The organism is Pseudomonas sp. NUPR-001 (genome assembly GCF_052147955.1).
Classification (GTDB): Bacteria; Pseudomonadota; Gammaproteobacteria; order Pseudomonadales; family Pseudomonadaceae; genus Aquipseudomonas.
In genome coordinates this window covers 4,106,549-4,125,632 of record NZ_CP197353.1, presented here as the reverse complement: position 1 = coordinate 4,125,632, position 19,084 = coordinate 4,106,549, and the positions used below count along the sequence as shown (strand labels likewise).

Here is a 19,084-nt window from a genome sequence, read left to right as displayed (position 1 = left end):
GTGAACAAAAAGGCCACCTTCGGGTGGCCTTTTTGTTTGCGTTTTTGGTAGGAGCGGGCTTGCCCCGCGATGCGATGTGACTGACAGATCGCTATCGCGGGGCAAGCCCGCTCCTACACTAATAGCTGGTTGCACTAAGTGACACCTGTTTTGCTGTCACTCAGGCGACAAACAGATGCGTTCATCGGACAGCGCTCTAGGTGGCGGTGCGCTATCGGTACAACTTGGTTACACTGTCCTCACTTTCGTGTCGGTACCCCAAAAGGGTACGGGCATGCTTTAAAGGGCTTGTCTCATCCGGACGGGCTACATTTTCCCTCACCCAAGGGGAAATCCCTCTCTAAATCCCGATTTCAGAAGTGTGGTATTTCCTTAATGAAAGTGTTGAAAGGCCAGGACATCCTGGCGCTTGGTTTTATGACGTTCGCGTTGTTCGTCGGTGCGGGCAATATCATCTTCCCGCCGATCGTCGGCCTGCAGTCGGGTCCGCATGTGTGGATGGCGGCATTGGGCTTCCTGATCACTGCAGTCGGCTTGCCCGTCATCACCGTTGTTGCCCTGGCTAAAGTGGGCGGCGGTATGGACGCGTTGAGCAGCCCGATCGGTAAGGTCGCTGGCGGCTTGCTGGCGGCAGTGTGCTACCTGTCGGTAGGCCCGCTGTTTGCCACCCCGCGTACTGCAACGGTGTCCTTCGAAGTGGGCGTCGCGCCACTGACCGGTGAGAGTCCGACGGCACTGTTCATTTACAGCCTGCTGTACTTCCTGCTGGTGCTGGCGGTGTCGATGTATCCCGGCAAGTTGCTCGATACCGTCGGGCGCTTTCTGGCACCACTGAAGATCATCGCGCTGGCTGCGCTGGGCATTGCTGCCTTCATGTTGCCAGCAGGCACCAGCGGTGACGCTTTGCCTGCGTATGAAGCGTCGGCGTTTTCCCAGGGCTTTATCAATGGCTATCTGACCATGGATACCCTCGGCGCGCTGGTGTTCGGTATTGTCATCGTCAACGCCATTCGCTCCCGTGGCGTCGAGTCGCCGCGGTTGATCACCCGCTACGCGATCATCGCTGGCCTGATCGCCGGTGTCGGTCTGGCGCTGGTGTACATCAGCCTGTTCCGTCTGGGTGCCAGCAGCCATGAAATTGCCCAAGGCGCGACCAACGGTGCAGCGGTTCTGCATGCCTATGTTCAGCATACCTTCGGTTCGCTGGGCAGCGGTTTCCTGGCGGTACTGATTGCCTTGGCGTGCCTGGTCACTGCAGTGGGCCTGACGTGTGCGTGCGCTGAGTACTTCAGCCAGGTGCTGCCGTTGTCTTACCGTACCTTGGTGCTGATCTTGTGCGCCTTCTCGCTGCTGATCTCCAACTTGGGCCTGACCAAGCTGATCGCGTTCTCGATTCCGGTACTGACCGCGATTTACCCGCCATGCATCGTGGTGGTGGGCTTGAGCTTCTGCAAAGGCTTGTGGAACTCCCAGGCTCGTATTCTCGGGCCGGTGATGGCGGTGTCGTTGCTGTTCGGTATGGTTGATGCCATTAAAGGCACCAGCCTGGCCTCGCATCTGCCAGAAGCCCTGGGTCATCTTCCATTGAGCGAGCAAGGCCTTGCGTGGCTCGTGCCTTCGGTAATCACCCTGGCCGGCGCAGTGGTCTGTGACCGTATGCTGGGCAAGCCGCGCGAAGCGCTGGCCTGAGAATCAGCCTCACGCCTGACGTCGGCCACAAGCCATAGTGCAGAGGGCAGGGCAGATTCCAAACCCCGTATCCGTAAGGATGCGGGGTTTTTTTTAGGTTCTTCACGGATTGTCGGGGAAGGGTTGGCTTTGGCTTCGAGGGCTGTGGGCTTATCCAATTGCTGTGGTGGCACCACTGGCCCCTTTCGCCTTTACGACGGCTTACTTTTCTGCTTGGGAAAAGTAAGCAAAACCGCTGGCTCCTGCATCCGGCCCTGCCGGTGGGAGCGGGCTTGCCCCGCGATTTGTTTTCTCGCGCCAGATCGCGGGGCAAGCCCGCTCCCACCTGGCCCTCCAGTCACCTACACTCGGCCTCCTGAAGTCGCTAAGTTACGGGCGGCGCCCGGGCTGGCGTTAGCTTCGCTAGTGGCGGTTTGGATGATCTGTACGCTTGTGGCTTGTGGCTTTGCGTACGCGTTGGTTCAGGCGCCGCGGTCTGCGACTTCAGAAGGCTGAGTGGAGGTATTGCGCAGTGAGGTGACGGGCAGGAGCCCGTCAAGCGCTTCGGGCCATGGATGGCCCGTTAGCGTGGTCCTCGCGGGAGCAATGCCGGAGCGAAGGAACCCGGAGCGCAGCGTAGGGCCGGATGCAGGAGCGAGCGGTTTGCCTACTTTTCCAAGAAAAAGTAGGCCGCCGTAAGGGCGGAAGGGGCCAGTAGTGCCACCACAGCTATTGGATAAGCTCGCAGGCCCCAACGCCAACGCCAATCCTGCCCCGGAAATCCGTGAAGAACCTTTTTTTATGCTTGCCATAGGCTTTTTCCCGCTCCTACCCTGCTGCAAGCCAATCCTTTAAGACGTGTCTTTTTTTGTGGTTAAGCGTCGAAAGCGGGTCAATGCGCGTTAATGTGCATGCAACTCTTTACCGGGACCTCTGATGAGCTTCATTCAAAACAACCTGATTCACTTGCTGGCGGCCGTTTGGTTTGTGGTCTGCTGGGGCGGATACACCCGCTATGCCACCTGGAAGGGGCGAGACACCGCGTGCCTGGCCAGTGTGCTGCACTTGTACCGCGAAGACTGGATGCGCCGCATGCTGATGCGCGACAACCGCATTGCCGACGCCAGTGTAATTGCCAATCTTGAGCGCAACGCTTCTTTCTTTGCCTCCAGTACCCTGATTATTCTGGCCGGTATTCTGACCGTGCTCGGCGCCTCTGATCGTGCGGTGTCGCTACTGGCTGATCTGCCATTGGTGCAGCAGGCCACTCAGGGTATGTCGGAAATCAAACTGCTGTGCCTGGCCACAGTATTTGTCTATGCCTTCTTTACCTTCAGCTGGTGTATGCGCCAATACAACTTTGCGGCCGTGCTGGTGGGCTCGGCGCCAATGGTCGGTGAGCGCTATGTCAGTGAGTTAGAGCGTAAGGCGTTTGCCCAGCGAGCAGCGCGGGTTGTGTCGATGGCGGCCAACCAGTTCAACTTCGGCCTGCGCTCCTATTACTTCGGCATGGCCATGCTCAGTTGGTTTATCAGCCCTTGGCTGTTCATGCTGATGAGTGCGGGGGTTGTTTTAGTGCTGTATCGGCGCGAGTTCCATTCCGATGTGCTGGATGTATTGGTGTATACCCCGACCGAGGTGCCAGCGGCGGAGCCGAATAAAGACGCCGCAATTAACTGAATCGTTAAAGCGCTAGAAGTGCAGGCATAAAAAAACCCGACAGATGTCGGGTTTTTTTTATTCCACTGTGCGTGCTTATTTAGCAGGCTCAGCAGGAGTTGCTTCGGCTGGAGCAGCTGGAGCAGCAGGAGCGGCTTCTTTGGCGGCTTCTTCAGCGGCCTTTTGTTGCGCTTCAGCACTGTCTTTGGCAGCTTCGGCGTTTTCTTTTGCAGCTTCGTTCACTTTATCCTGAGCTTCGTCCATCTTCTGCTGGGCGTTTTCGGTGTGTTGCGCAGCATCCTGAGCCTTGTCTTCGCTGGCTTTATCGCAAGCAGCGAGACCCAGGGCGGCGGCCAGCATTACGGCAAAAGCAAAAGGTTTACGCATGGGTGTATCTCCTTGGGGAATAAGTTACTTGTTCCTTTGAGCTCAAGTAACGGACAGAAGTTCCATGTACTTTACAGATATATAAGTGCCGGATCTATATAGACTTTTCTCTAGGCATGTGCATCGACTTAATAACCACAGGGGCCTTAGTGATATGAAAAATACGCCATTGAAGGCCATGGCCGAGCGATTTCTTTCTGCGCTGCCGCATTGCCAAGTACTGCAGATGCGCGTGGAGCATGCAGATGCCGAGGGGATGACCCTGGTGTTGCCTTATTCGCCCAAGATCGTCGGCAACCCGCAAACCGGGGCGATTCACGGTGGTGCGTTGACCACGCTGATGGACACCACCTGCGGCATGGCCACGTTGTGCGCGCTGGCTGAATTCGAAGTTTGCCCGACGTTGGACCTGCGCATCGACTACATGCACCCGGCCAAAGCCGGGCAGGATATCTATGGTCGAGCCGAGTGTTATCGGGTGACCCGGGATGTCATCTTCACCCGCGGCATGGCCTATCAGGACGACCCCGAGCAGCCGATTGCGCACGTAGTCGGTACGTTCATGCGCTTGGGCAAGGGCATCAAGGGCGGTGTGAGTTTTGGCAATGCGTTGAAGGAGCGTGGGCAATGATCCCGCCAGAGGTACACCAGCAATTACGCCTGGCCCACGCAGAAGGTAACTACCAGCCGCTGTTAGCGCTGATTCCTTACGCGGGGTTGATCGGCATCCAGTGCAGTCGCGACGGCGAGGATCTGCTGTTCTGTTTACCTGTCAATCGCGACAACATCGGCAATCCGTTACTGCCGGCGATCCATGGCGGCGTGATCGCCGGGTTCATGGAGCTCTCGGCAGCCCTGTACCTGATGATTTTCAGTGAGAGTGCAACGGTCCCTAAAATCATTGATTTTTCCATCGACTACCTGCGTGCCGGGCAATTTCGCGACACCTATGCCCGTTGCCAGCTGTGGCGCCAGGGGCGGCGGGTGACCAACATGGCCATCACCGCGTGGCAGGGCAATGAGGGCGAGGCCATTGCCACTGCCCGGGCGCATTTCAAAATCGAAGAAATCAAGCTGCCCTTGAAATAGCCTGTCGCGCCCCCATCTGCATTGCATCCCGCCGTAAAAGCAGGCTTGGGCCTTTGTGCTCGCCTGCCGAGCGACTACTGTCATCAGATTGGAGTGTTGAAGACCATGAGTGTGGAAACTCAAAAAGAAACCCTGGGCTTCCAGACCGAGGTAAAGCAGCTGCTGCACCTCATGATCCATTCCCTGTATTCGAACAAGGAAATCTTCCTGCGTGAATTGATTTCCAACGCCTCCGATGCCGTCGACAAGCTGCGCTTCGAAGCACTGGCCAAGCCTGAGCTGCTCGAAGGCGGGGCCGAGCTGAAAATTCGCGTCAGCTTCGACAAGGACGCTAACACCGTCACCCTCGAAGACAACGGTATCGGCATGAGCCGCGAGGACGTGATTACCCACCTGGGTACCATCGCCAAGTCGGGCACTGCCGACTTCATGAAGAACCTCACCGGTGACCAGAAAAAAGACTCGCACCTGATCGGGCAGTTCGGTGTGGGCTTCTACTCGGCGTTCATCGTTGCCGACAAGGTTGACGTGTTCAGCCGCCGTGCCGGTGCGCCAATCACTGAAGGCGTGCACTGGTCGTCCAGGGGCGAAGGCGATTTTGAAGTCGCCACCCTGGAAAAAGCCGAGCGCGGTACCCGCATTGTTCTGCACCTGAAGAAGGGTGAAGAAGAGTTCGCTGACGGCTGGCGGCTGCGCAACATCATCAAGAAATACTCCGACCACATCGCCCTGCCGATCGAACTGCCAAAGCAGGCCGAAGCGGCTGAAGGCGAAGACAAGCCGGCCGAAGAGTGGGAAACCGTCAACCGCGCCAGTGCCCTGTGGACCCGTCCGCGTACCGAGATCAAGGACGAGGAATACCAGGAGTTCTACAAGCACATCGGTCACGATTTCGAGAACCCGCTGGCCTGGAGCCACAACAAGGTTGAAGGCAAACTCGAATACAACTCGCTGCTGTATGTACCGGCACGCGCGCCATTTGACCTGTACCAGCGTGAAGCACCGCGCGGTCTGAAACTCTACGTTCAGCGTGTGTTCGTCATGGACCAGGCCGAGTCGTTCCTGCCGCTGTACCTGCGCTTTATCAAAGGCGTGGTCGATTCCAACGACCTGTCGCTGAACGTGTCGCGGGAAATCCTGCAGAAAGACCCGATCATCGACTCGATGAAGTCGGCGCTGACCAAACGCGTACTGGACATGCTGGAGAAGCTGGCGAAGAACGAGCCTGAGCAGTACAAGGGCTTCTGGAAGAACTTCGGTCAGGTGATGAAAGAAGGCCCGGCAGAAGACTTCGCCAACAAGGAAAAAATCGCCGGTTTGCTGCGTTTTGCCTCTACCAGCGATGAAAGCGGTGAGCAGAGCGTGTCGCTGGCGGATTACCTGGCGCGCGCCAAGGAAGGTCAGGACAAGATCTACTTCCTCACTGGCGAATCCTACGCGCAGGTCAAAAACAGCCCGCACCTGGAAGTCTTCCGCAAGAAAGGCATCGAAGTGCTGCTGCTGACCGATCGCATCGACGAGTGGCTGATGAGCTACCTGAGCGAATTCGACGGCAAGAACTTTGTCGACGTTGCTCGCGGTGACCTGGACCTGGGCAAGCTGGACTCCGAAGAGGACAAAAAAGCCCAGGAAGAAGTCGCCAAGGAAAAAGAAGGCCTGGTAGAGCGTCTCAAAGCCGCGCTGGGTGAAAGCGTCAGCGAAGTGCGTGTATCGCACCGTCTGACTGATTCGCCAGCGATTCTGGCGATTGGTGAACAGGATCTCGGCCTGCAGATGCGCCAGATCCTTGAAGCCAGCGGGCAGAAGGTGCCGGACTCCAAGCCGATCTTCGAATTCAACCCAGCCCACCCGCTGATCGAGAAGCTGGATAACGAGCAGAGCGAAGACCGTTTCGCCGACTTCTCGCACATCCTGTTCGATCAAGCCGCACTGGCGGCGGGCGACAGCTTGAAAGACCCGGCGGCTTACGTTCGTCGACTGAACAAGCTGCTGGTCGAATTATCGGCTTAAGTAGTTGCAGGAAAGCCCGCTTCGGCGGGCTTTTTTCATGGTGCAAGGAGAAGTGCATGAGCAAGGTAACCGTCGAATCGCTGGTCTATCATGTTGCCGGCAAAGCCTATGAGAGCCGTTTGTTCTATGCCCAGGGTGCCAGGGAGCAGCCGGGGCTGTTGATGGCACCGAACTGGATGGGGGTGGGTGAAGGCGCCGAGCGCATCGCCCGTGACGTCGCCGCGCAAGGCTACGTCGTGTTGCTGGCGGATATCTACGGGCAGACCCTGCGCCCCTCGAACATGGATGAAGCGGGCGCTGCAATGACGCCGCTCAAAGACGACCGGGTCGAGCTGCGCAAGCGCATGAAGGCTGCGCTTGACCAGTTGCTTGGGCAATCCAGGGCCGTGCTGCAACCTGGAAAACTGGCGACCTTCGGCTTCTGCTTTGGCGGTTGCTGTGCGCTGGAGCTGGCCCGTGAAGACAGTCGGCTACAGGCCGCGGTGTCGTTCCATGGCACCCTCGACACGCCACTGCCGGCTCAGGAAGGCAAGGTCAAGGCATCGATGCTGGTGTTGCATGGCGCGGCCGATCCGTTTGTACCTGCTGAGCAACTGCCAGCGTTCGCGGCGGAAATGGATGCGGCCAAGGTTGACTGGCAAGTGGTCAGCTATGGCGGTGCGGTGCACTCGTTCACCGATACGGCGGCGAATATCCCCGGCAAGATGAAGTACGACGCGCGGACCTCCAAACGGGCGTTCCAGGCGATGTTCAATTTGCTGGATGAAGTGTTCAAAGCCTGAGAAATCGCGGGGCAAGCCCGCTCCCACAGAGTTTGTAGTTCCAAGTGGGAGCGGGCTTGCCCCGCGATCATATTCAAGGCAACTCGATCCGCTCGCTTTCCCCTGGCACGGTCGGCCAATCACCTGCCGCCCAGCGCGCCCGGGCCTGATCGATCAGCGCCGGATCGCTGGCGACGAAGTTCCAGTTCATTCGCCGTGGCCCATCCAGCGGCGCGCCACCGAACAGCACCAGCTGGCTCTCGCTGTCGGCGTACAGGCTCATCTGCTCACCAACCGGCAGTACCACCAGGCTATGGGGCGCTACGCTTTCGCCATCCAGGCTGACTTCACCGCTCAGCACATACAGCGCACGCTCTTGATGCTCGTCAGGAATGCTCAGGGTCGTGGCAGCCTGCAGCTGTACCAGGGCATAGAGGGTGGGTGACAGCACCGGTACCGGCGACTGCAGGCAGAAGCCATTACCGGCAATCAGGCGAATCTGCACCCCAAGGTTATCGCTGACCGGCAGGGTTGCAGCGGGGTGATGGCTGTAATGGCCTGGGCCCTGTTCTTTGTCTTTCGGTGACGCCAGCCAGATCTGCAGGCCGTGCACGCGCGAGCCGCTGGCCAGCAGGTCGGCCGGTGTACGCTCGACATGGGCAACAGCGCTACCGGCGGTCATCCAGCTGACGTCGCCGGCCTGGACGCGTTGATCGGAGCCGAGGCTGTCCTTGTGCAGCAGTTCGCCTTCAAACAGGTAGGTGAGGGTGGACAGGCCGATGTGTGGGTGCTGGCGGATATTGATGCCCTTGCCAGCGGCATACTCGGTTTCGAGCATGTGATCGAAGAACACGAAGGGTCCGACGCTGCGACACTGCGCAGAGGGCAGCGGGCGCAAGATCGGTTGACCTTCCACGGTTTCGGCGCGAGGGCGGATGACCAAAGGGCTGCTCACGGTGGGCTCCAGTCCGGGGATGATGACCCTGAGCATAACCTGTTACAGGTGGCAGCTGAACTGCAGCGCGGCCCGGCCGGTCTACCCTGTCTGAATCGTCAACAGGAGTGCGCAATGTTTGTCAGGCAGTTGGGCTGGATCGTATTGATGGGGCTGACGCTGCAAAGCGTACAGGCGCGTGAGTACCGCTACAGCGACGCGCACCTGCACTACGTCGACTTCTTTCAGGAAACCGAAGGAATGGAGGCGTTGCTCAAGGCGATGGACAAGGCGCGCATCGACCAGTCGATGATCTCCGGGGTGGCGGTAGCGAAAAAATGGCATGAAGACGAACCCAAGCGCCCACGCTACTATGCCGGTGACGATGCCGATGCCTATTGGTATAGCGCGACGGACATCTACGTTGCGGCGGCGCTGGAGAAACTGCCGCCTCAACAGCGCCAGCGCTTTCATCCCTTTCTGACCGGTTTCAACCCGGTAGACAAGAATGCCGTGGCCCACATCGAGCGCATGCTCGAGCTGTATCCGGGACTTTGGCAGGGGATTGGCGAAGTCTTCACCCGGCATGACGACCTCACCGCGCTTACCAGTGGCGATACGCCGCGGGCCAACAACGAAGCCATGACCCGCATCTACCACTTGGCGGCCGAGCAGGATCTACCGGTATTGATTCACTCCAACATCACCTCCAAGCGTGAGCGAAACCCGCTGTACCTGGCCGAAATCGAAGAGCCACTGCGCAATCACCCGCACACCCGCTTTATCTGGGCTCATGCCGGCACCAGCATGGAAATCCACCGCCATCAGACGCAGATGGATTTCCTCCTGCCGACGCTGACACGCCTGCTGGACAGCTACCCCAACCTGTATGTCGATCTGTCCTGGAGCGTTTTGCAGCCTTACTTGCTGGATGAGCAGGGCAAGCCCAGGGAGGCATGGGTGGCGCTGGTCAAACGCTTCCCGGAGCGCTTCATGCTCGGTTCTGATGTAGTGGGGCGCTTCGACACGGTCGGCGAGCAGTTGCACAGCTTCGATCCGTTCCTCGATGCCTTGCCCGCCGATGTCGCGCAGAAGGTGGCTCAAGACAACTTTCTGGCCGTACTGCCGAAAAAACGTCCGTGACCTGAGGGTAAACACTGCAGCTGTCATCAGTCTGTCATGCCAGCGTCATAGCCTGCCGCCATCAATCCTGATGGAGCGCGTCATGTTTTTCAGTCGTTGCAGTGCAGTGTGCGGCTTGTTGCTGGTCAGTGGCCTGGCCAGTGCCGAGGTCCGGGTCGAGGGCGCGGTAGAGTACGGCCTGTTCGAAACCCGCCACCAGAACTTTCAGCCTGGCGAACGGGTGCTGACCCAGAGCAACCAGACAATCCAGCACACCGACCAGATTCCGGCGCGCCTGGGCAGTAAGTTCGGCATGCGTTATCGCCTGGAAGGCAAAGTCGCGGACGACACGCCGCTGACCTTGCTGTACCTCACTCCAGGCGTACGCACGCCTGACGGCAAGCGCCATGACAAGTTCGAAGTGGTACAGAAACTGGTGCCGGGTGCGGCCCAGGACGTCATGGCCTACGAATTCACTGAAAACCACGAAGTGGTGCCGGGGCAATGGCATTTCATGGTCTTCCAGGGCGATCGTTTGCTAGCCGAGCAGCGCTTTACCGTGCGCTGAGGTGTTGCGCGCCTGTACTCGCGATGAGCAGGCGTATTGATATCATGTTTTCGTCTAAGGCAATTTTTCCAAAGGCCGATATCGTCTAGAGCAAGGACGGTTGCACAGCGTGGCTGCGCTTTTGGAAGGAGCCGAAAGATGAACTTGAGACGCATGAATATCGCCCCGCGGGCGAGTTTGGGCTTTGGTTTGGTGGCGTTGCTGGTGTGTGCGCTGGGCGTTTTTGCGCTGATGCAGATGGCCAGCATGCGCCAGCAGTCCGAACAGGTGGACAACAACTGGTTGCCTAGCGTCATCGTGGTTGGGCAAATGACGCAAGACACCTTGCGCATTCGCGCGCTGACCCTGCGTTTGCTGATCAATCGCGACCCGCAGTCGCTGCAACAGAACAAGGCGCGTATTGAGGAACTCAAAGCGGGCCTGAGTAAGGCGCAGCAGCAGTACCAGGTATTGATTGTGTTGCCTGAGGAGCAAGCCCTGTTCGACCGTTTCTTGCAGCTTGAGCGGCAATACCTGGCGCTGCAGGCTCAGGTCACAGAGCACTCGGGTCAAGGTCAGGTCGAAGCCGCGGTGGCGTTGGTCAATGGCGAAATGAATCAATTGGCCGATCAGTTGACCGCCACCCTCAATGAACTGATTGCACTGAATAATCAGCACGCCAATATCGCGACCGATCAGGCTGCAGCGGTGTACGTCAACGCGCGGGTCTGGGTGATTGCACTGTCGCTTGGCGCGCTGGTGGTAACTGTGATTCTGGCGTTGGCGCTGACCCGCAGTATCGTCCAACCGCTGGCCCAGTCACTGCAGGTGGCCGAGGTGGTGGCTACTGGCGATCTGACCCCGCAAATTGCCGTCCATGGCACGGACGAGCCGGCGCGACTGCTGGCGGCGCTCAAACAAATGCAGCACAGCCTGCGCGACACCATTGGGCGGATTTCCGATTCGTCCAATCAGTTGGCGTCGGCGTCCGAAGAGCTTAGCGCGGTGACCGAAGACGCGACCCGAGGCCTGATGCAGCAGAATCAGGAAATCGAGCAAGCGGCGACCGCAGTCAATCAGATGACCACGGCAGTGGAGGAGGTGGCGAGCAACGCGGTGGCCACCTCTGAGGCGTCCCGTGAGTCGGACCGGATTGCCCGCCAGGGACGTGAACAAGTGCGCTTGACCGTCGCCTCGATCGAATCGCTGGCGGCCGGGGTGACCTCCAATGCCGAGGAGGTGGGGCAGTTGGCGCACCAGGTTCACGGCATCACCAAGGTGCTGGATGTGATTGGTGCGATTGCCGAGCAAACCAACTTGTTGGCCCTCAATGCTGCGATCGAAGCTGCCCGTGCCGGTGATGCCGGGCGTGGTTTTGCCGTGGTGGCCGACGAGGTGCGGGCGTTGGCGCATCGTACCCAGCAGTCGACCCGGGAAATCGAGCAGATGATCAGTGGGATCCAGCAGGGCACAGATCGTGCCGTCGAAGGCATGCAGCAAAGCAATGAGCGCGCACGTATCACCCTGGACGGTGCGCATGCCGCCGGGGCGGCCCTGGAGGAGATTGCCGCAGCGATCAGCCTGATCAATGAGCGTAACCTGGTGATCGCCAGTGCTTCAGAGCAGCAGGCGCAGGTGGCACGTGAAGTGGATCGCAACCTGACCAATATTCGCGACCTGGCGTTGCAGACCTCGGCGGGGGCCAATCAGACTAACGCGGCGAGTCAGGCGCTGTCGCAGTTGGCCATCGAGCTCAATGGCCTGGTAGGACGCTTTTCGGTGTAGCCGGTAGGAGCGGGCTTGCCCCGCGATGCGATGTGGCTGACACACCGCTATCGCGGGGCAAGCCCGCTCCTACCGGCTAGAAACAAAAACGCCCCGACGAGTCGGGGCGTTTTTGATTAAGGGGGTTAGCCCTTATTTGCCTTCCCAGCGCTTGAGCACCAGGGTGGCGTTGGTGCCACCGAAGCCGAAGCTGTTGCTCATGACGGTGTCGATCTTGGCGTTTTCCTGGGTTTTGGTCAGGATCGGCAGATCGGCCACTTCAGGGTCCAGCTCGTCGATGTTGGCGGAACCGGCAATGAAGTTGCCTTCCATCATCAGCAGGCAGTAGATCGCTTCGTGAACACCAGCGGCGCCCAGGGAGTGACCGGACAGGCTCTTGGTCGAGCTGATGGCCGGCGCCTTGCCAGCGAACACTTCACGAACGCCCTTGATTTCAGCAACGTCACCGACCGGAGTCGAAGTGCCGTGGGTGTTCAGGTAGTCGATCGGGGTGTCGACAGTCGACATGGCCATCTGCATGCAACGGATAGCGCCTTCGCCGCTCGGGGCGACCATGTCGTAGCCGTCGGAGGTAGCGCCGTAGCCAACGATTTCAGCGTAGATTTTCGCGCCACGGGCCAGCGCGTGCTCCAGCTCCTCGACAACGACCATGCCACCACCACCGGCAATGACGAAACCATCACGGTCAGCGTCGTAGGCACGGGAGGCTTTTTCCGGGGTGTCGTTACGCTTGCTGGACAGTGCGCCCATGGCGTCGAACAGGAACGATTGGCTCCAATGTTCTTCTTCACCGCCACCGGCAAACACGATGTCCTGTTTGCCCATCTGGATCTGCTCCATGGCGGTACCGATGCAGTGAGCACTGGTAGCGCACGCCGAAGCGATGGAGTAGTTCAGGCCCTTGATCTTGAACGGGGTGGCCAGGCACGCCGACACGGTGCTGCTCATGGTGCGGGTGACGCGGTACGGGCCAACACGCTTGACGCCTTTTTCGCGCAGGATATCCAGCGCTTCCATCTGGTTCAGGGTCGATGCGCCGCCGCTGCCGGCGATCAGGCCGGTACGTGGGTTGGACACCTGTTCTTCGGTCAGGCCCGAGTCCTTGATCGCGTCGGCCATGGCCAGGTAGGCGTAGGCGGCGGCGTGACCGACAAAACGGAACACCTTACGGTCAATCAGTTCTTCAAGGTTGAGGTCAATGGAGCCGGAAACCTGGCTACGCAGACCCATTTCGGCATATTCCGGGTTGAAACGGATGCCAGGGCGGCTTGCACGCAGGTTGGCGGAGACGGTCTCTTTGTCATTGCCCAGGCACGAAACAATGCCCAGACCAGTGATAACGACGCGGCGCATGCGGATAACCCTTAGAAGTTGTCAGTGGAGGTAAAGACGCCGACCCGAAGGCCTTCGGCGGTGTAGATCTCGCGACCGTCGACACTGACCGAGCCATCGGCGATGGCCATGTTCAGCTTGCCCTTCAGGACGCGCTTGATGTGAATGTTGTACGTAACTTTTTTGGCGCTAGGCAGTACCTGGCCAAAAAATTTGACTTCGCCGGAGCCCAGGGCGCGACCGCGACCTGGCAAGCCTTGCCAGCCCAGGAAGAAGCCGACCAGCTGCCACATGGCGTCAAGGCCCAGGCAGCCTGGCATCACCGGATCACCTTCGAAGTGGCAGGCGAAGAACCACAGGTCCGGGGTGATATCCAGCTCGGCGACCAATTCACCTTTGCCGTACTTGCCACCCTCGTCGCTGATATGGGTGATGCGATCCACCATCAGCATGTTCGGGGCGGGCAGTTGCGCGTTACCTGGGCCGAACAGCTCACCGCGACTGCAGCGCAGCAGGTCTTCCCGAGTAAAGGCGTTTTGTTTGGTCATGCGAGCTCCTCAATAATCCCCGTGTGGCAGGGGGGCAAATCTTCCCGGCCGACCCAAAACGCTTGTGTTTGGGGCGGTAGCCTACACATAGACTATTGCGTTGTAGTGAAAGTCACAGCGCACCGGTCAAAGAAGTACACTTGTGCACTGAAATTTTATTTTCAGGCCTTTTGACCAGCCTGTCCAGTTCATAAGACTGCCGCAATTTCAGATTAATCGCCAGTCGCAGCTGACTGATCGGGCAGCCAACGCTGCAGAATTTGCTGTAAGTCAGTGCGTTTGAACGGCTTGGCCAGGTAATCATTCATCCCTGCATTCAAGCAGCGCTCGCGATCGCCCTGCAGCGCATTGGCAGTCAAGGCGATGATCGGCATGGCCGCAGCCTGTGGCAGTTGGCGAATGCGGCGGGTGGCTTCGTAACCATCGATGATCGGTAGCCGGCAGTCCATCAGTGTCGCAGCGAACCGCTGGCGCGAGGCCTGAGACACTGCCTGGGCACCGTCTACGGCAATGTGCACCTCGAATCCAAGGCTGCGCAGCATGGCTTCGATCACGGTCTGGTTAACCGGATTGTCTTCAACCAGCAGAATCCGACGGCCCTGGCCTTCGTCTTCGCGCTCGTTGTTCTGGCTAGGCAAGCGAGGTGCTTGCTGAACCGACAGCGCCAGAGGCATTTCCAGGGTGAAGGTCGAGCCCTGGCCTTCACGGCTTTCGCCGCGCAGGGTACCGCCCATGCGTTCAGCCAGGGTGCGGGCGATCGACAAGCCCAGGCCGGTGCCGCCGTAGCGCCGGGAAATCGAACTGTCGGCCTGCTGGAAGGCGACGAACATGGTTTCCAGGCGCTCATTGTCGATACCAATACCGGTGTCGTGCACGGCGCAGGCAAACCAGATCAATTGGCGGTCGAGCACCTGCCAGCGCGGCTCGATGCGCACGCTGCCCTGTTCGGTGAACTTCAGCGCATTGCCGACCAGGTTGAGCAGAATCTGACGGATCCGGGTCGGGTCGCCAATCACCTGCAGCTGACCGATGCCAGGCGGTAGCTGCAGGGTCAGGCTCAAACCGCGCTGGGCCGCCAGATGCTGGAAGGATTGCACGCTGCTGCCGATCAGTTCGCCCAGGTTGAAGTCGATGTGTTCGAGCTCAAGGCTGGTGCGCTCGATCCGCGAGAAGTCGAGAATATCGTTGATGACCTTAAGCAAATGCCCGGTCGATTCGCTGGCCACGGCCGTGTATTCGGCCTGTTCCTCGCTCAGTGTCGTGGTTTCCAGTAACTGCAGCATGCCCAGTACACCATTCATCGGGGTGCGCAGTTCATGGCTCATCATCGCCAGGAAGTCGGATTTGGCCTTGTTCGCCTGTTCGGCCTCCTCACGGGCCTGGATCAATTGCGACATGGCTTGCTGTTGTTCACGACTGGCCTGCGCCAGGGCGCACGCCAGGTTATTGATATGGCGGGCCAGATGGCCGAGTTCACTGTCATCGACCACCGGCAAGGGGGCATTGAAGTCACCTTGCTGGATGGCCTTGACCGCATCGCCCATGTCACTGATGGGTTTGGCCAGGCTTCGTGCCAGGCGGCGGGCCAGCAAAAAGGTGAACAGCAAGGCGAACAAGGCCAGGATGCCGGCCTTGATGACGATTTCCTGCTGGCGTTCGCTGAACGCATCGTTGGACATGCCAACGATGACCCGGCCCAGATAGTCATCGCCGACGTTTTTCAGCGGTTGCCTGCCGTTGTGCAGGAAATCGTTGTCCAGGCGGATTTGTTGCAGGCGAATCGGGGCCTGGAACACTTCGACTTGTTGTGCGCGGTTGTCGTGCTCGTCCGGTTGCTCGACATACACCAGGATATGGTTGCTGCTGTCCTGCACCTCGAGGAAACGCACATGGGGGATGCTCAGGGTGGCGCGCATCAGGCTTTCAAGCACTTCGTCGTTGCCAGCGATAACCCCGTACTCCGACGCTGGCGCCAGCTGGTTAGCGATCAGTTGGCCGGTATGGTTGAGTTCCTGGCGCAAATCCTGGATACGCACGAAGGTAAAAAAGCTGATCAGCAGCAGCGTCAGCAACAAGGCTGGCCCCAGGCTGATGATTTGTGTGCGGGTATGGATGTCCCAGCTCAGGCGACGCCTCATGGTCTGCGTTCTCCTTCGGCCAACGCCAGCGCGGCGCTTTCGGGGTCGATGGTCTCGATGCCCAGGGCACGTGCAACCTGCTGGTTGCCGATGACACTGAAATGGTCGGGGTATAGCGTGCGCGGCCACTTGACCGGCACTTGATCGAGCAGGCGGTCGAGTACCGCCAGCCAGTCGTCCTGGTTACTCAAGGTGCTGGCGAGGGCGCCAGCGCGGACGAAGCCGGCGTTGGGGCCGATCAAGGCCATCTGTCGGCCGTAACTGCTCAGCAGCACATTTTTCGCGGTCTTGGAGTTGAACAGATGCGGGTCATCAATACCCAGCAGCACGTCGCTGCGCTGTAGCAGGTCGTGCAGTGGACGGCTGTCGCGTAGATCCGGCCAGGCCTGGGCGATGATCTCCAAGCCCATGGGCTTGGCAGCGCGGCGCAGTTCTTCAACCAGAAACAGGCTGTGCTCGGCGTACAGCACACCAACACGGCGGGCCTCGGGCAGCAGGTAACGTGTCAGGCGCAACTGCCGCTCCAGGGGCGGATCGCTCCACAACAGGCTCAGGTAGGGGGGGCGCAGTTTGCCCAGGCGCTGCTGCGCTTGCACCCGGCTGACCCGCAACGCCAGCGCTGGCGGCCCAGCCACTTCGCTCAGGCGCCACTCAAGGCCCGCACTGTCCAGCAGGATCAAGCGGGTCGCCGGACTCAGCCGGGAAGGGCGGGCCAGCTCATGCACGGGTACGAAGTGCACGTTGTCGGCAGGCCGGCGTTCACGCAGGGCCTGGACAAATTGCTCGACACCGGGGCTGTCCTGACTGCCGGTAATCAGGATCTCACTGGCCAATAGCAGGCCTGATGGCCACAGGCAGGCCAGTAGCAGCCAGCACCGTAACCTGCGCATCAGAACGCCAACTCCGCACTGAAGTACATCACGTGGCGGCTATCGTAGCGGTTGTTTGCATGGGTGGTGGGCTCATCATCCAGGCGCTGCTGCACCACGCCCGCCAGCTCAAGCTCAGTACGCTGCCATTGCAGGCGCTTGGCTACGCGCAGGTCGAGGCGTTCGAAGCGGTATTCATTCAGTTCGTCGTCACCATAGTAGAACAGCGCGCTGGACCAACCTTGCCCCCAATCGCGCAGCCAGCCGGCCGAGCCACTGTTGTGCGCACTCAGGCGGCGGTCAGCGGGATTACTGGCCCAGGCATCGACATGGGCGTAGGTCAGGCGAAAGCGATCAGCGGGGCTCAGTTGCCAATCCAGTTGTGCCTCAGCGCCGCTGAAACGGGCCTTGTTACTGTTACTGGCAATGTACTGGTTGTTGCGCAGTGGCTCGCTGATCATGCCGGTGATTTCGTCATGGAACAGTTTCAGGTCAACGTTGAGGTCGGCATCCGCGAAGTAACCGTTATAGCCCAGTTCCCGCGAGCGCATGCGCTCCTGTTCGAGGTTGCCCGGGCCGCGGGTCTTGACGAAGTACTGGGCACTGCTTTGGCCGAACGCGCCAGGGGTCAGGTTGTTGACCCGATAGCTCCAGTTGACGTTGTTCTCGAACATGTCCGGTGAACGCACCGCTTCGGAATACACGGCACGCAAACCGTGACGCGGGGTGATCAGGTAGTTGACGGCCAGGCGTGGGGTGAGCGAACTGCCAGATAGCCGCGCATCTTCGTACATGGCCCCGCCCTGGATCACCCAGTGTTCATCGGCGCGCCATTCCAGATGACCGAACAAGCGCCAGGTGCTGTCGTCGAGGCTGCCATTGAAATAGGTTTGCGAATCGGCGCGGTCATAGCGGTAGTTGGCGCCACTGACCAGACGCAGGTTATCGGACAGGCTCAGGGTGTCTTGCAGTTCCAGGTCGTAGCGCGTTTCGCGGGTGCTCTGATCGATGTCACCGCAGACCTGGGTGGCGCCCCCATTGCCCCATTGCTGTCGTACCACGCGGCCCAGGGCGCGTTCTTGAGCACTGCCGGCAGGCACTGGCGCGCGAATATTGCGCGCCAGTTGTTCAGCGTAGTTCGGGTTGAGCTGCCACAGGCGGGTGAGCTCCGGGCTGAACGAAATCGCCGCATCACAAGCGCGCCATACCTGCTGGCGGTCCCAATGTTGGGCAGAACCTTGCACATAAAGACTGTGCTCGGGATTGAAATCAATGTTCCAGCGCACCGAGCCTGCATAGTCCTTGGCGTTGACATCGGAGTTGTCGCCACTGGCAGTAACGCCGTAGAACACCGGCTGATACGTGTAGGGGCGCTGGTTGCTGCCTTCTTTGGCGGCAAACTGCCAATCGAGGCTCTGGTTGCTGGCCAGGGCGTGGCTGATGCTCAGGCTCAAGCGGTTGAGGCGGCGGCTGTCGCGGTAGTCCTGGCCGTTGAGGGTTTCATCGAAGCCGTCATCCTGCATGCCGGACAGCGACAGGCGCAGGTCGCCACCGTCCCAGCCGCTGCCCTGGCTGGCATACCAGTCGTTGATGCCGCGTTGGCCGCGGGTGACTTTCAGGCGCGTGCCGTGGCTGTCTGCCGGCTTGCGCGTGAGAATATTGACCACTGCCATCAAGGCGTTGGCGCCATAGCTGACGGTGTTGGGGCCGCGGAACACCTCGATACGCTCGATATCCTCCATTGCCAGCGGGATGTCGCTCCAGTCCACCGTGGCCAAACCTGCACGGTATACCGAGCGCCCATCGATCAGCACTTGCATGCGCCGGGCATCGTTGACGTTGCTGCCGTGGTAGTTGACCGTGGGCTGATTGCTGGCGCTGTAGCCGACCATCATGCCCGGCACCAGGCGCAGCAGTTCAGGAATATCGCGGGCGCCGCTGGCGCGAATCAGCGCGTTGTCGAGCACCGTCATGCTGCCAGGCACGGCGGCTGGAGATTGTTTCAGCCGGGTGGCGGTGAGCACCTGTGGCAGGGTCTGGTTGTCGACAAACAGATCGTCAGCCATCGAAGGTCCGCCCAACAAGGCGGTCAGCAAAATAACGGGGCGCGTAGCAGGAGGGCCAAATGACACGGTGCGGCCTTGGTATCGGGTTCAAACCGGCCATGTTAACCGAGTGGCCAGCATTTTTCAGTGCCGGGTCCATCAATAGCAAAGCCAATTCACACATCTGGCG

General features: G+C 59.7%; 16 protein-coding genes and 1 pseudogene. 10 read left to right on the top strand and 7 right to left on the bottom strand.

Annotation, left to right across the window (positions count from 1 at the left end; genetic code table 11):
- Positions 1-375 precede the first annotated feature (375 nt).
- Both brnQ and ACP6KB_RS18820 read left to right on the top strand, forming a co-directional pair.
- Positions 376-1,689 carry a branched-chain amino acid transport system II carrier protein gene (brnQ, locus tag ACP6KB_RS18825; protein ID WP_442108832.1) on the top strand — a complete coding sequence of 438 codons (1,314 nt, stop codon included), beginning with the start codon at positions 376-378 and terminating at the stop codon, positions 1,687-1,689.
- Positions 1,690-2,604: 915 nt separating this feature from the next.
- A complete protein-coding gene (locus tag ACP6KB_RS18820) occupies positions 2,605-3,348 on the top strand; it encodes a DUF599 domain-containing protein (RefSeq protein ID WP_442108831.1) in 744 nt (247 codons plus the stop codon).
- 75 nt (positions 3,349-3,423) lie between these two features.
- Here the strand turns inward: ACP6KB_RS18820 and ACP6KB_RS18815 are convergent, their stop codons facing one another.
- Positions 3,424-3,714 carry a hypothetical protein gene (locus tag ACP6KB_RS18815; RefSeq protein WP_133217182.1) on the bottom strand — a complete coding sequence of 97 codons (291 nt, stop codon included), beginning with the start codon at positions 3,712-3,714 and terminating at the stop codon, positions 3,424-3,426.
- 154 nt (positions 3,715-3,868) lie between these two features.
- Between ACP6KB_RS18815 and ACP6KB_RS18810 the strand changes: the two genes are divergently transcribed.
- The 4 genes from ACP6KB_RS18810 to ACP6KB_RS18795 all read left to right on the top strand — a co-directional run bounded on the left by ACP6KB_RS18810 (position 3,869) and on the right by ACP6KB_RS18795 (position 7,595).
- Positions 3,869-4,345: a PaaI family thioesterase gene (locus ACP6KB_RS18810; RefSeq protein WP_442108830.1), complete on the top strand. Its 477-nt coding sequence runs from the start codon at positions 3,869-3,871 to the stop codon at positions 4,343-4,345.
- Positions 4,342-4,803, top strand: coding sequence for a PaaI family thioesterase (locus ACP6KB_RS18805; RefSeq protein ID WP_442108829.1), 462 nt, complete (start codon positions 4,342-4,344; stop codon positions 4,801-4,803). Before ACP6KB_RS18810 ends, ACP6KB_RS18805 begins: the two co-directional genes overlap by 4 nt.
- Before the next feature lie 105 nt (positions 4,804-4,908).
- Positions 4,909-6,813 carry a molecular chaperone HtpG gene (htpG, locus tag ACP6KB_RS18800; protein WP_442108828.1) on the top strand — a complete coding sequence of 635 codons (1,905 nt, stop codon included), beginning with the start codon at positions 4,909-4,911 and terminating at the stop codon, positions 6,811-6,813.
- 56 nt (positions 6,814-6,869) lie between these two features.
- On the top strand, positions 6,870-7,595 hold the full coding sequence (locus tag ACP6KB_RS18795) for a dienelactone hydrolase family protein (RefSeq protein WP_442108827.1): 726 nt from the start codon (positions 6,870-6,872) through the stop codon (positions 7,593-7,595).
- Positions 7,596-7,668: 73 nt separating this feature from the next.
- On the opposite strand, the gene ACP6KB_RS18790 is transcribed toward ACP6KB_RS18795, so the two are convergent.
- Positions 7,669-8,529 carry a pirin family protein gene (locus tag ACP6KB_RS18790; RefSeq protein WP_442108826.1) on the bottom strand — a complete coding sequence of 287 codons (861 nt, stop codon included), beginning with the start codon at positions 8,527-8,529 and terminating at the stop codon, positions 7,669-7,671.
- A 114-nt stretch (positions 8,530-8,643) separates the two neighbouring features.
- Here ACP6KB_RS18790 and ACP6KB_RS18785 point away from each other — a divergent pair, with 114 nt between their 5' ends.
- The 4 genes and pseudogenes from ACP6KB_RS18785 (at position 8,644) to ACP6KB_RS18770 (ending at position 11,962) form a co-directional block, all read left to right on the top strand.
- A complete protein-coding gene (locus ACP6KB_RS18785) occupies positions 8,644-9,651 on the top strand; it encodes an amidohydrolase family protein (protein ID WP_442108825.1) in 1,008 nt (335 codons plus the stop codon).
- Positions 9,652-9,733: 82 nt separating this feature from the next.
- A complete protein-coding gene (locus tag ACP6KB_RS18780; RefSeq protein ID WP_442108824.1) occupies positions 9,734-10,198 on the top strand; it encodes a DUF3859 domain-containing protein in 465 nt (154 codons plus the stop codon).
- 138 nt (positions 10,199-10,336) lie between these two features.
- A pseudogene (locus ACP6KB_RS18775) lies at positions 10,337-10,831 on the top strand (MCP four helix bundle domain-containing protein); the annotation flags it as partial.
- 54 nt (positions 10,832-10,885) lie between these two features.
- Complete coding sequence (locus tag ACP6KB_RS18770; protein WP_442114339.1) at positions 10,886-11,962, top strand: methyl-accepting chemotaxis protein; 1,077 nt, start codon at positions 10,886-10,888, stop codon at positions 11,960-11,962.
- 132 nt (positions 11,963-12,094) lie between these two features.
- On the opposite strand, the gene fabB is transcribed toward ACP6KB_RS18770, so the two are convergent.
- From fabB to ACP6KB_RS18745, 5 genes are all read right to left on the bottom strand, one after another.
- Complete coding sequence (fabB, locus tag ACP6KB_RS18765) at positions 12,095-13,315, bottom strand: beta-ketoacyl-ACP synthase I (protein ID WP_442108823.1); 1,221 nt, start codon at positions 13,313-13,315, stop codon at positions 12,095-12,097.
- Between the two features lie 11 nt (positions 13,316-13,326).
- Entirely contained in the window at positions 13,327-13,842 is a 516-nt protein-coding gene (fabA, locus tag ACP6KB_RS18760) for a 3-hydroxyacyl-[acyl-carrier-protein] dehydratase FabA (RefSeq protein WP_442108822.1), read from the bottom strand.
- A gap of 212 nt (positions 13,843-14,054) precedes the next feature.
- The gene (locus tag ACP6KB_RS18755) at positions 14,055-15,980 is read right to left on the bottom strand and encodes an ATP-binding protein (RefSeq protein WP_442108821.1); all 1,926 of its coding nucleotides are present in this window, start codon (positions 15,978-15,980) and stop codon (positions 14,055-14,057) included.
- Positions 15,977-16,870 carry an ABC transporter substrate-binding protein gene (locus ACP6KB_RS18750; protein WP_442108820.1) on the bottom strand — a complete coding sequence of 298 codons (894 nt, stop codon included), beginning with the start codon at positions 16,868-16,870 and terminating at the stop codon, positions 15,977-15,979. The genes ACP6KB_RS18755 and ACP6KB_RS18750 overlap by 4 nt, the downstream gene beginning before the upstream one ends.
- Positions 16,870-18,948, bottom strand: a complete 2,079-nt coding sequence (locus tag ACP6KB_RS18745; protein WP_442114338.1) for a TonB-dependent receptor plug domain-containing protein — start codon at positions 18,946-18,948, stop codon at positions 16,870-16,872. Before ACP6KB_RS18745 ends, ACP6KB_RS18750 begins: the two co-directional genes overlap by 1 nt.
- Between the last annotated feature and the right edge of the window lie 136 nt (positions 18,949-19,084).

Excerpts from the sequence above, each read along its gene's own strand:
- ACP6KB_RS18795 (WP_442108827.1), top strand. The coding sequence starts at position 6,870 with ATGAGCAAGGTAACCGTCGAATCGCTGGTCTATCATGTTGCCGGCAAA.
- ACP6KB_RS18755 (WP_442108821.1), bottom strand. The coding sequence starts at position 15,980 with ATGAGGCGTCGCCTGAGCTGGGACATCCATACCCGCACACAAATCATC.
- ACP6KB_RS18750 (WP_442108820.1), bottom strand. The coding sequence starts at position 16,870 with ATGCGCAGGTTACGGTGCTGGCTGCTACTGGCCTGCCTGTGGCCATCA.
- fabB (WP_442108823.1), bottom strand. The coding sequence starts at position 13,315 with ATGCGCCGCGTCGTTATCACTGGTCTGGGCATTGTTTCGTGCCTGGGC.
- htpG (WP_442108828.1), top strand. The coding sequence starts at position 4,909 with ATGAGTGTGGAAACTCAAAAAGAAACCCTGGGCTTCCAGACCGAGGTA.
- ACP6KB_RS18805 (WP_442108829.1), top strand. The coding sequence starts at position 4,342 with ATGATCCCGCCAGAGGTACACCAGCAATTACGCCTGGCCCACGCAGAA.
- fabA (WP_442108822.1), bottom strand. The coding sequence starts at position 13,842 with ATGACCAAACAAAACGCCTTTACTCGGGAAGACCTGCTGCGCTGCAGT.
- brnQ (WP_442108832.1), top strand. The coding sequence starts at position 376 with ATGAAAGTGTTGAAAGGCCAGGACATCCTGGCGCTTGGTTTTATGACG.
- ACP6KB_RS18815 (WP_133217182.1), bottom strand. The coding sequence starts at position 3,714 with ATGCGTAAACCTTTTGCTTTTGCCGTAATGCTGGCCGCCGCCCTGGGT.
- ACP6KB_RS18810 (WP_442108830.1), top strand. The coding sequence starts at position 3,869 with ATGAAAAATACGCCATTGAAGGCCATGGCCGAGCGATTTCTTTCTGCG.
- ACP6KB_RS18820 (WP_442108831.1), top strand. The coding sequence starts at position 2,605 with ATGAGCTTCATTCAAAACAACCTGATTCACTTGCTGGCGGCCGTTTGG.
- ACP6KB_RS18780 (WP_442108824.1), top strand. The coding sequence starts at position 9,734 with ATGTTTTTCAGTCGTTGCAGTGCAGTGTGCGGCTTGTTGCTGGTCAGT.
- ACP6KB_RS18785 (WP_442108825.1), top strand. The coding sequence starts at position 8,644 with ATGTTTGTCAGGCAGTTGGGCTGGATCGTATTGATGGGGCTGACGCTG.